The organism is Bradyrhizobium sp. (genome assembly GCF_049581145.1).
Classification (GTDB): Bacteria; Pseudomonadota; Alphaproteobacteria; order Rhizobiales; family Xanthobacteraceae; genus Bradyrhizobium.
The window spans coordinates 1-11257 of sequence record NZ_JBAURI010000114.1 but is presented as its reverse complement, the minus strand read 5'-3'; the positions used below and the strand labels follow the sequence as shown (position 1 = coordinate 11257).

Genomic DNA, 11257 nt, shown 5'->3' with positions numbered 1-11257 from the left:
GTCGAGAGGATGTCGAGGCTGCCGCCGATCAGCGCCTGGAACAGCTCGAGGCCGGTGTTGAACTGGCGCAATTCCAGCTCGAGCCCCTGCCTTGCGAACGAACCTCGGTCCATTCCGGTCCAGATCTGGCCGTCGACCGCCACCGTGTGCAGATAGCCGACGCGAACCTTGGTCGTGGCCTGCGCCAGCGCGGGGGCCGCCAAACCACCCAGCGCGACACCCATCGTTGTCGTGAGAAATTGCCGTCGATACATGTACTCTCCCTTCGCCGCCAGCCCTACGCGACGGCTCTCTCCTGCCAAACCAGCAGCCTCGCGCTGATCTGGCGCAAGACCGTATCCATCAGCAGCGCGACGCAGCCGATGCAGATGATGCCGACATAGATGACATCGAGCAGAAAATACGTCGCGGCGTTCTGGATCAGGGCGCCCAGTCCGCGCTGGGCCGCGATCAGCTCTGAGGCAACCAGCGTCGCCCAGGAGACCCCGAGGGCGACACGCAGCGCGGTGAGGATATGCGGCAACGTCAGGGGAATGATGACCTTGCGGAAGATCTCCAGCTCGCTGGCGCCGAGCGTCTGCGCGACGCGGATATAGAGCGGCGTGATCTGCGAAACGCCTTCATACATCACGATCACGCCCGAGAAGAATGCAGCGTAGAACAGGATGACGATCTTGGCCAATTCATCGACGCCGAAATAGACGATCACCAGCGGGATCAGCGCGATCGGAGGCAGGGCCCGAAAGAAATTGATCATGGGGTCGGCCAAGATGCGCGCCGGCCGATACCAGCCGAGCGCGAAGCCGACGGGAACGGCGGCGGTGATCCCCATGGTGACGCCAAGCAGGACCCGGCGGCTCGAAAGATAGATGTCGTACAACAGGCCTTCATGCAGCAGCAGGTCGACGAACCTGGCTGCGACTTGATGCGGGGCCGGGATTAAGGAAATGTTGACGTATCCGCTGAGGCGAACAGCGTACCAGAGCACGACGACGACGATCCAGGGCGCGAGGCTGAGGGACACTTGCCTTGCGACGTGCCGACGCTGCTTCATCCTGGCCTGTCCCCATTGCGCGGGTTGGTCCCTGACCAACATCGCCGTGGAAATGGAATGACGGCTCGTCGTCATTATGTCAAAGGTTCTGTCCGCCGCGTGCAGCCCTCATATTCGCTGCAATCAACGCTGATAGCGAGAGCGAAAGCGTCGGTGTTTGCGTCCGATGGTTGTGTTGTCTACAGGCAGCAATGCGGTATTTCGATGCCGCGCGCTGCGAAAGCGTTGAATCGAGCGGGAATGGCTCCTCGGGGTTACGACTACATCATTATCGGCGCAGGTTCGGCCGGTTGCATCATCGCAAACCGCCTGTCTGCGGATCCGTCCTGTCGGGTCTTGCTGCTGGAGGCGGGCGGATCCGACCGCAATTTCTGGCTGAAACTCCCGGTTGGGTACTATCAGACCATTTACAACCAGCGGTATTCCAGGCTGTTCGCGACCGAGCCGAACGAGACCATTGGCGGCCGCTCCATCGTGTGGCCGCGCGGCCGCGTGCTCGGCGGCTCGTCCTCCATCAACGGACTGATTTTCATTCGGGGCCAGCATGAGGATTTCGACGACTGGGAGAGCCTCGGCGCTGCGGGCTGGAGTTATCGCGACGTGCTGCCGTATTTTCGACGCTACGAACGCTACCGGGGCGGCGACAGCCAGTATCACGGTGGTTTCGGAGAGTTCGAGGTGTCGGAGCTTCGCAACGACAATCCGGCTTCGGCGGCCTGGGTCGAGGCCGGGGTCGAGTTTGGATTGCCGCGGAATACCGATTTTAACGGCGCGACGACGTTCGGCGTCGGCAGCTACCAGCTCGGCATCGGGCGGCGCTGGCGTTCGAGTTCCGCGCAGGCTTTCCTCCACCCGGTCGCGCGGCGCAGCAATCTGACCGTCGTCACCGGCGCCCAGGCCAACCGCGTACTGTTTTCGGACCGCGTCGCGACCGGTGTGGAATGGATCAAGGACGGCCAACGCTGCAGCGCTTCTGCCGATCGCGAGGTCGTCCTCTCCGCTGGCGCGCTGCAATCGCCGCAATTACTGCAACTTTCCGGCGTCGGGCCGGCCGATCTGTTGCGCGAGCTCGGAATCCCGGTGGTCGCGGATGCCCCTGATGTCGGCGGCAATCTTCAGGATCACTATCAGGCGCGCATCATCGTCCGGCTCAAGCGACCGATCTCGCTCAACGACCAGGTGCGCAATCCGTTCGAGCTTGCGAAGATGGGCCTACAGTGGGCGCTGGCCGGCCGCGGTCCCCTGACCGTCGGGGCCGGGCAGGTCGGCGGCGCCGCACGCACCGAATACGCCACAGGCGGGCGGCCCGATGTGCAGTTCAATGTCATGCCGCTGTCGGTCGACAAGCCCGGCGAGCCGCTGCATCGCTATTCCGGATTCACGGCCTCGGTATGGCAGTGCCATGCGAAATCGCGTGGGCGGCTCGCCATCCGCTCGACGGATCCGTTCGAGCAGCCGCGCATCGAGCCGAACTATTTCGCGGAGGAGATCGACCGCAAGACCATCGTCGGAGGGATGAAGATACTGCGTGACATCTTCCGCCAGAAGTCGTTTCGCGATCTCTGGGACATCGAGATGGCGCCGGGCGAGGCCGCAAGCGGTCCGATCGAATTGTGGGATTTTGCCTGCCGGACCGGCGGAACGGTGTTTCACTGCGTTGGCACCTGCCGCATGGGTAGTGACGACCGATCGGTACTCGATCCGCAGTTGCGCGTTCGCGGCGTCGACCGTCTGCGCGTCGTCGACGCCTCGGTGATGCCGACGATCACGTCCGCCAATACCAATGCAACGAGCCTGATGATCGGGGAGAAGGGCGCAGCCCTGATCCTGAATTCTTGAGATCGACCCAATGCAAGCGCAACCACAGCATTGTTGCATCAACCGCGCCGCGCGGCCGTTATCAACGCTGGTAGCTTGCGAGAGCGTCAAGCTGGTGCTGGGCCTCGGGCGAACCCCATTCCCGCGCTCTTTGGTACCAGTTGCGCGCCTGGGCCAGATCAGGTCCGCTCTCGGACGCGCTCAGTTGTCTTGATGTGATCGGATCGAAGGTCTTGGCCAGGAACAGCGCGGCGCGCGCATCGTGAGCGTCGGCGGCGCGCATCAGCAGCGTACGGGCCGCCTTGACGTCACCCGTTGCCAGCAGTTCCTCTGCCCGCCGGACCAGACCCGCGATCTCATTGGGCGAGAGTTGACGGGGCGTCTCCGCCGGAGGCTGCGCCGGCGCAGCATCAACTGCGGCGGATGGCGGCGACAGGATCGGGGCCGAGGGCAGTGTCGGCGGCAGTGGATTCGGTCCGGGCACGGCTGATGCCATCGCCGTGCTTGACACCGCCGGAGCGGCGGCAACCGGCAGTGCCCTCCAGGCCAACTGCAGAAAGCTGGTGACCAGCGCAGTTCCGTCGGAATTGTGCAACTCGGCGGATAGGTTCATCTCGCCAACGAAGCCGGTTGGCGGAATGACCTTCGCCTCCGAAATCTGCTCGGCCGGGATGCGCCACTCGTTGAGACTCAGCGGTGTGCCGGCGGTCAGGCTGGCTTCGGCCGGCATTCCCCTGACCGTGACGGTCGCACCCGGATCCGCAGCATCGACGCTGACGCCGAGCTCCAGCGGCTCGTTGACGAGTCCGCTGTGGTTGCGCACGACGAGCGTCGATGCGCGGCGATGCGGTGCGGGCGATGTGATCATCTCCCGCGGTCGCAGCAGCGACGCGAGGCCAAGCCGGTCGTCGGACGAAAACACTTCCACATACAGCAGCGCAACCAGCGCAGCGCTGGCGATCGCACCGGCAAGTTTGCCGACAAGGTGGAGGGACGAGCGCCGCTGCAGGGCCGTCGGCGTTCCGGCGAACTCGGTCTCACGCTGTTCGCGCAGCATCTTCGCAATGGCCTGGGCGAAAGCGTCCGACTGAGTATCTGCCCGCAAACTCGAAAATGGATCATCGAGCCTTCGTTGCGCGGGCAAGGAAGGCCGCTCATTCTCGGGGGAGGCCAAGGTATTGTCGCGTTCGCGCGCCCTGGGCGGCGCGTAATAGGAAGGATCGTTGGGATCGAGATTCTTCTTCGACTCACTCACGCGAAATCCCCACTCTACTCAGCTCGGCCCGCGCGAGCAGCGAAGCCGTATGCGTTGAGGACACCAAGGTTTCATCAGGAGCAGGCCGAGTAGCCGCCGCACGACAATCGAACTTCGGTCGCGGAGCTTGATGCCGCCGCCTTTCGGACGTCAAAAGCGGCCCTGATTGCGTTACGAGATCCAGGCCGACTTGCTGGCGCCGCCTCCATCAGAGTGTCCCCATCTGATTCCGCCCATGGACCGGCAGCCTAGCCGCGCCCGTCGCAGTAGTAAACTATTTCCACATTTAGTCCAAAGTGTGGGGCCTTTGACATATGCGATTCGAAACCGCTGCGTTGTTGAGACGAGTAAAGGTAGCAATATACATCTTTCGCGAGCGCAGCTCGGGCCTGCTCTCGGCTCGCTTACGACAGAAGCGCTGGCCTTCTTTATCTGCTCTCTACTCTGAAGAAGAAGTCGGCCGGCTTTGTGCCTGCTGAGCCTGATATTCGCTCATCACCAACTCGCGGATCGTCTTGCGCATCTCGCCGAACTCCGGCAGTTCCTGGAGAGCTTCTTGGCGCGGGTAGGGGAAGTTGACCTCGATGATCTGCTTGATGCGCGCGGGGCGCGCCGTCACGACGACAATGCGCGACGACAGGTAGATCGCCTCATCGACCGAATGGGTGATCAGCATCACCGTCTTGCCTTCCCTCGCCAGCACCCGCAGCAGAAGAGTCTGCATATTCGATCGGGTCTGGGCGTCCAGTGCCCCGAACGGCTCGTCCATCAGCAGGAACTTGGGTTTGACGGCATAGGCACGTGCGATGGCAAGCCGCTGACGCATGCCTCCTGACAGATGCTTCGGATAACTATTTGCAAAGTCCGTAAGCCCCATCAGGCCGAGATAATGGTCGCAGATCTCGTCGCGCGCCTTGGCCGAGACGCGGTTGGCGCCCAGTCCCAGGCCAAAGGCGATGTTGTCTCGAACCGTCAGCCATGGAAATACGCCGTATTCCTGGAAAATCACGCCGCGTTCGGGGCCCGGCCCGATGATCGGCTTGTCGTCGAAGGTAACCAGCCCGCTCGTCGGCTTCTGGAAGCCGGCCAGCATTGTCATCATGGTGGTCTTTCCGCAGCCGGACGGACCGATCACCGACACGAACTCGCCCTCATGAATATTGTAGCTGACATCATCGACAACTTTGAGTTGCCCGTTGGGCGTGTCGAACGTCACCGAGACATGATCGAATCTGGCAAGGATCGGCTTGGATATCGGCTTGGATGACTGCACGGGACGGCTGGTGGTCTCATAACGCGGCGATAACGCCATGGATGATCACGATGCGAAAATTGACGGGGGCGGCATCGACTCCACCTTCCAAACGGAGCCGCGCGCATCGTTAGCCGCTTCCAGAGCGGAGCGCGAGACCTAAGCCGGCGATTGATCCCGATCGCGATGTCGAAGCCGCGATGTCGTCCGGAGATCGACGCTGACAACTGAACTCATCCTTCGATCAACGCCTCTTGGCCTCCGTCTGCGACCATTCAAGGAACTCCTTGAACAGCCGCTGCTTCTCGGCGGGACTTTCCGGCATGGAGCTGGTGCCCGGATGTTCGCTCTGGCGCTTGGCGCGAAATTCCTCAAATCGAGCCTGTTGCAGCCAATCCTGCGCCGCCTGGAAGCGCTGCCAGCCTGGCAACTCCTTGCCGAGATCGACTTCCTTCCATTTCGGATGTCTCGGCGGCTTCTGCAGCTCGGCGAAATGCGTGAAGAGCGCCTCCACAAACTGCGCCACGCGATGGTAGCGATCGCTGCCCGCCGGCCAGTTGTTGGTGATCAGGACGGAATCGACCGCGATCGTCTGCACGGTTTGGCCGGTGTCGATCAGGTTGGGGTAGAGCGCCTGTTCGAGCTGCCCCGAAAGATAGACGTTCTCCAGCGTCGAGGTGTAAGGGACATCCAGGAGATGCAGGTTGTCGCTGGCGGCAATCCGCGAAAACACCTCGGCGGGCTTGCCGGAGAAATCCACCGTGGCGGCGATTTGTCCGTTCTTGATCGCCTCGATGGCATCCGCCTGGCTCATATTGACCTCGTCGACATTGACCGACAAAAGCCCGAACACGTCGCGCGCCGTGATTTCCGTGCTCGAACCGGATTCGGAGAAGTTCACCTTCTTGCCGTTCAGGTCCTGCAGCGTCTTGAGATTGCGGCCGGCCACAACGTGCATTTCTTCCGGATACAATCTGGTGATGTAAGTCAACCGCTGGTCGAGCGCGCTGGAGAGTTCGCCAGTCGATGCGAAATAGCGCAGCATCTGGGTCGACGTGATCCCCATATCAACCCCCTTCAGATACAGGACGTCGCGGATGTTTTGCGCGCCTCCCAATCCGACGATCGGAAGAATCCGCAGGTTCTCATCATTGAGTACGACTGCGAGGTCGTGCGTGATGTCGAGGTAGGTCTCTTCAGGACTGCCGGCGATGATGGAAACCGTATTGGCGTTGAGCTTCGTCTTCCACTGGTCCTCGATGCGCGGCGCACGTGTGCTCTCGAGCGAGGAGACCTGGGAATGGGCCATCGGAGCGCCAACCAGGAGCGTCATCAGCACCAATCCGATTCGCAGCGCGCGAGCCGAAGCCGCCGGTTGCATCAGGCCTCGGCGAAGGCGCGGAAGGGACTGCTTGCTTGTTCGTGTAATCATGTTCTTGCACTCCTGACCGTGCTTTGGAAACGACGGCAGCGGAGATGGGACGAGACGGGATGCGACTGCCGGCAAGTACTGATGCCATGGTTTGTCCGGTTTAAGGCTTTTTTGTCTGTGTGCTGCCGCATCGCCTCAATTTATGATTGATTCCCAAATAGAGTGAAAAATGTCCCGGTTGGGATCGGTGAACAGGCCGCGGGGCACGCCCAAAGTTCGCCGTTGGATCAAGAAAATGACGATCAAGGGCAGGAGTATGGGGTCATGGACCGGCGCAAATTCATCGCAACAGCTGGCTCGGCGCTTGGCGTGTCGGCAATCGGCATGCCCGCCTTCGCCCAGGCCAGGACCAAGATCCGGGTGGGTTATCTGCACACGGTGGCGGTGGATGAACAGATTTGGCTGTGCGATCACCTCGGCACATGGGCGCGCAACGGCTTTGACGCGCAATTCAAGCTGTTCGGGACCGGGGTCGAGCTGTCCAAGTCGATGGCGGCCGGCGAAATCGATATGTACGCGACGGGAGCCGTGGTTTCGAACTTTCCGGCGCGGGGCCAAGGTAAGCTATTTCTGATCAACTCGGTCGAGTTCGCAACGGCGCAGCTCTGGGTCCGGCCTGACATGGGGATCAGCCAGGTCGCTGACCTGCGGAGTAAGCGGGTCGCTACCACCGCAGGCACTACCGCACACGTCTTCCTCGATAATGCGCTGCGGGAAAACAAGATGACGGGCGCGGACATCGACCTGGTCAGCATGCCGATGCCTGACGCCGTCAACGCGTTCATCAATGGGCAGGTTCCCGCCGTGGTGCTCTGGGTCCCGTTCAACATCGCGGTGCGCGAGAAGCTTCCGCAGGCCAGGAAGATCCTTGATGCCGGCGCATTCTATCCGAGCGCGGCGGTGGTCGGCGGCTGGGTGGCGTCAAACTCCTACTACGCGTCGAGCCGGCCGGTGCTGGCGCGGATCGTGCGCTGCTGGAGCGAGGGCAATGACATGTTGATCGCGCGGACCAACGAGTCGCTCGGGATTCTGCACCAAGACTACTATAAGGACGTGCCGGAGCGCGACATCAAGGAGCAGTTCGGCGCGATGCGCGTGTTTCCCACCGCGGTCTGGCGGCGCCTCTACAGCAACGGCACGGTCACCGAGTGGCTGCAGCAGGTGACGGACTTTTATACTCGGGTCGCCAAGATCGAGAATCCGCTTCCAGCGACGCAGTATTTCGATCCCAGTATCTTCCTGTCCGTCGTCAGGCTGTGATCTGTTTGGCACCCACGCTTCGGCTTCGATGTAGACAAGTCGACCGATGTTCTCGGCGACGGCCTGTTCCTCGCTCCAGCGTCTTGCGACCGCGGTTCGCATGCTAGACACTTGTTTGACGCAAGCATGATTGCTGTAGCCGCCCCGGCCATTTGCGCCGGGGGCGCGCGCGATGACCGATCGGATTTTCACGTCACCGAATCTGCCGCCGAGCTCATCGTCGGCAGAGTGACGACTACTGAAGGCGCTGCTGCGCTCCCGGCGCTTCCTGATCGGCGGCTTTTGCATACCAGGCGCGGGCTTTTGCGGGATCAGGCTGTGCACCGATCACGCCGAGCCTTGCGAGCACCGCGGGATCGAAGGTGCGTGCCAATGCGAGGGAGGCCGCCGCACTGCCGGCTTCGGCGACGTGCTGCAGGATCAGGCGCGCGCTGGCGATATCGCCCTCGGCGATCAGATCGCGACTGCGTCGCAGCATGGCCGTGACTTCATCGTGCGACAAAATGGGGATCGCGGGTGGCTCTGGAAAGGCGGTTTCCGGCACGACAATCCCGGGCTCTCCGGGGGCCGAGGTCGGAGCCGGCAATTGCGCCGGCGCCGGATCATTGGTCTGCAGCGCCGCAAACACGGACAAGGCAGACGTCGAGGATTGCTCGGTGGATTCGGCCCGCGCTCCGGCGGGAGGAATCTGGGTCAGGTTCGCCAGCTCGGCCTTGGAGAGGGATTGGCTTTGGTCCGCGTCACCCCCGCTGGAGACCACGGTGTTGACGATCGGCGCCCGCAGCGAATTGATCATCGCGAGCGCCATACCGGTGGCGATGCAACATGCGACGATGGAGCCGGCGACCGTGGGCCGGCTCAACGAGGATCGCCGCTTCCGCTGGGGCGGAGGCGGCATCACGACGGGGTCGAGCGTCCGCGCCCAAGCCTCGTGGGGACCTCCGAACTCCGCCTTCGGCTCGCGGGACGGCGCCATCGCGAACTCCGCTTCGATGTCGGCCTGGGGGTCGAGGGACGGCGCGCGTCGTTGCGACGACGGCCGGCTTGTCTCGTGCTGCCGCGTCAGCGCGGCAATCCGCTCTTGAATACGGCGCACCTCGTTATGGCGCTGCGGAACACCGATCCCTGGCGGGACGCTTGCGCCCAGGCTGTCGGGCTTTTCATCCTGCTCCGGGGCACTCATCACCGACCTCCTGTCGACCGACGCAGCATTATCGTGCAGCGTGTCTGGCGCTGTTGCGATGCGAGCATCAAGCCGTCCCTTCGACGGGTTCTGGCGCATTGCTTGAACGGTTTTGCTTCGTTGCAGCGTGCGGACGCGCGAATCTGCCGCTGCATTTGGTTCTTTCTAAGGTTGTATTGAAGTTTTTGGCAGCAACGTTAAGCATCGAAGGCCATTGTGTGTCTATTTTCGGCAAAGCGCGTGGTTCGCGGTGGCCGCAAGGATGCTTGGCATGCAGGCGGCCAAACGGCAACCTGTAACGCTCGTCAACCGGCGTACGACTTGGTGGCTGATGCCCGGCCGGTTCCGGGTCATGCCGTGGCGTTCGACGAGATAACAGCGAGTCCAGCGCTCCGGACTCTCGAACGCGGATCGGGTGGTGGACGCGCTATTGACGCGAGCATGACGGCTGCTTCCGCCGCACGATATGCTACGGGGGCGAAGAAACCGACGATCGGATTTTCACGCCATCGAGCCAGGCGCCAAGCTGATCGCTAACGGAGTGCCGATTGCTGAAGACGCTGCCGGGCTTCCCGCGATCCCTGTTCGGCGGCCTTCGCATACCAGGCGCGGGCCTTTGCGAGATCAGGCTGTAGGCCAATCGCGCCGAGTTTTGACAACTCCACGGGATCGAAGGTCCCGGCCAAAGCAAGGGAAGCCTCCGCGCTGCCGGCTTCGGCGAGGTGCTGCAGGATCAGGCGCGCGCTCGCGATGTCGCCAGCGGCGATCAGATCTCGACCACGTTGCAGCATGGCCGCGGTTTCCGCGGGCGACGCGGCGGTTTCCTCGCGCGACAAAATGGGGCTCGTGGGCGGTTCTGCCAAGGCGGCGGGTTGCGGCATGACAATGCTGGGCTGGGCGGAAGGTGAGGTCGCTGCCGGCGATTGCGGCGGCGCCGCATCATTGGTCCGAAGCGCCGCAAACGCCGCCAAGGCAGGCGTCGTGGGCTGCTCGGCGGACTGGACCCGCGCCTCGGCGGGACGAATCTGGGTCAGGTTCGCTAGCACGGCCTTCGAAAGGGACTGGCTTTGGCCCGTGTCAGCTCCGCGGGAGACGGCTGCATTGACGATCGGCGCCCGCATGGAATCGGTTATCGCGAGCGCGATACCTGCGGCGACGCAAAATGCGGCGATGAATCCGGCAATCCTGCCGCGACTCAACAAGGATCGGTTGTTTTGCGGCGGAGGCGGCATCACGAAGGGGTCGAGTGTCCGCATCCAAGCCCCGTGAGGTTCTTCTTCGAACACCAACTTCTGCGAGCGCGATGGCGCCGGCACGAACTCCGGCTCGATGTCGGCTCGTTGGTCGAGGAACGGCCGACGCGAGGACGACCAGCTTGTCTCGTGTTGCTTGGTCAGCGCCGCAATTCGTTCGTGAATACGGCGTAGCTCATTGGGCTCCTGAGGATCACCGGTCCCGGGCGGGACGCTTGCGGCCGGCCTATCGGCATTTTGATCATGGTCCAGGGCACTCATTACCAACCTCCTGTCAACCGACGCGACACAATCGCGCAGCGCGCCTGGCGCTGTTTGCGATGAGAGCGTCAACCCGCCCTTCGATCGGCTCCGACGCGTTGCTTGGGCGGTATTGCTTCTTGGCAACGTGCGGGCGGCTCATTCGCGCCGATCTGCCGCTGCATTTTAGTTCTTTCTAAGGTTGTATCGATGTTATTGGCAGCAACGCAAAAAATCAAAGGTCATCGTGTGTTGATTTTCGGGCATAGCGGGTGATTTTTGCGAGAGTCGTCGCGGCGACTCGCGTAAAGCGTGTAGCCAATCTAGCGGGATATCAGAAATACGTTCAATCTCAGTGCGAGTCGACAGCGGTTCCTGGGTAGGCCGCATCGGGCTCTAGAAATCCGCCGTTGCCCTGATCGTCGCGGCCAATGTCTTGAGCGAACTCCTGGCCTCCCGATCCGTCGTATTCGAATGCAGCACCACGTCGCGCGAGGGAAGCGGCGGCAA

Annotated in this window: 8 protein-coding genes and 1 pseudogene; 2 read left to right on the top strand and 7 right to left on the bottom strand. The window is 62.4% G+C overall.

Annotation, left to right across the window (positions count from 1 at the left end):
- A pseudogene (locus tag WCB02_RS03690) lies at positions 1–254 on the bottom strand (ABC transporter substrate-binding protein); the annotation flags it as partial.
- A gap of 23 nt (positions 255–277) precedes the next feature.
- Positions 278–1054 (bottom strand): ABC transporter permease, encoded by a 777-nt coding sequence (locus WCB02_RS03685; protein WP_423956483.1) that lies wholly within the window; start codon positions 1052–1054, stop codon positions 278–280.
- A 240-nt stretch (positions 1055–1294) separates the two neighbouring features.
- Between WCB02_RS03685 and WCB02_RS03680 the strand changes: the two genes are divergently transcribed.
- The gene (locus WCB02_RS03680) at positions 1295–2893 is read left to right on the top strand and encodes a GMC family oxidoreductase (RefSeq protein ID WP_423956482.1); all 1599 of its coding nucleotides are present in this window, start codon (positions 1295–1297) and stop codon (positions 2891–2893) included.
- Positions 2894–2954: 61 nt separating this feature from the next.
- Here the strand turns inward: WCB02_RS03680 and WCB02_RS03675 are convergent, their stop codons facing one another.
- The 3 genes from WCB02_RS03675 to WCB02_RS03665 form a co-directional block, all read right to left on the bottom strand.
- Positions 2955–4127: a hypothetical protein gene (locus WCB02_RS03675; RefSeq protein WP_423956481.1), complete on the bottom strand. Its 1173-nt coding sequence runs from the start codon at positions 4125–4127 to the stop codon at positions 2955–2957.
- Positions 4128–4566: 439 nt separating this feature from the next.
- Positions 4567–5343 carry an ABC transporter ATP-binding protein gene (locus WCB02_RS03670; protein ID WP_423956480.1) on the bottom strand — a complete coding sequence of 259 codons (777 nt, stop codon included), beginning with the start codon at positions 5341–5343 and terminating at the stop codon, positions 4567–4569.
- 280 nt (positions 5344–5623) lie between these two features.
- Positions 5624–6712: a TAXI family TRAP transporter solute-binding subunit gene (locus WCB02_RS03665; RefSeq protein WP_423956479.1), complete on the bottom strand. Its 1089-nt coding sequence runs from the start codon at positions 6710–6712 to the stop codon at positions 5624–5626.
- 363 nt (positions 6713–7075) lie between these two features.
- On the opposite strand from WCB02_RS03665, the gene WCB02_RS03660 reads away from it, so the two are divergent.
- Positions 7076–8071, top strand: a complete 996-nt coding sequence (locus WCB02_RS03660; RefSeq protein WP_423956478.1) for an ABC transporter substrate-binding protein — start codon at positions 7076–7078, stop codon at positions 8069–8071.
- A gap of 235 nt (positions 8072–8306) precedes the next feature.
- Here the strand turns inward: WCB02_RS03660 and WCB02_RS03655 are convergent, their stop codons facing one another.
- Together WCB02_RS03655 and WCB02_RS03650 are read right to left on the bottom strand one after the other, a co-directional pair.
- A complete protein-coding gene (locus WCB02_RS03655) occupies positions 8307–9254 on the bottom strand; it encodes a hypothetical protein (protein ID WP_423956477.1) in 948 nt (315 codons plus the stop codon).
- A gap of 533 nt (positions 9255–9787) precedes the next feature.
- Entirely contained in the window at positions 9788–10840 is a 1053-nt protein-coding gene (locus tag WCB02_RS03650) for a hypothetical protein (protein ID WP_423956476.1), read from the bottom strand.
- Positions 10841–11257 lie beyond the last annotated feature (417 nt).

What these genes read in the sequence shown, in the direction of transcription:
- WCB02_RS03685 (WP_423956483.1), bottom strand. Translation starts at nt 1,054, where the DNA reads ATGAAGCAGCGTCGGCACGTCGCAAGGCAAGTGTCCCTCAGCCTCGCG.
- WCB02_RS03680 (WP_423956482.1), top strand. Translation starts at nt 1,295, where the DNA reads ATGGCTCCTCGGGGTTACGACTACATCATTATCGGCGCAGGTTCGGCC.
- WCB02_RS03665 (WP_423956479.1), bottom strand. Translation starts at nt 6,712, where the DNA reads ATGACGCTCCTGGTTGGCGCTCCGATGGCCCATTCCCAGGTCTCCTCG.
- WCB02_RS03660 (WP_423956478.1), top strand. Translation starts at nt 7,076, where the DNA reads ATGGACCGGCGCAAATTCATCGCAACAGCTGGCTCGGCGCTTGGCGTG.
- WCB02_RS03655 (WP_423956477.1), bottom strand. Translation starts at nt 9,254, where the DNA reads ATGAGTGCCCCGGAGCAGGATGAAAAGCCCGACAGCCTGGGCGCAAGC.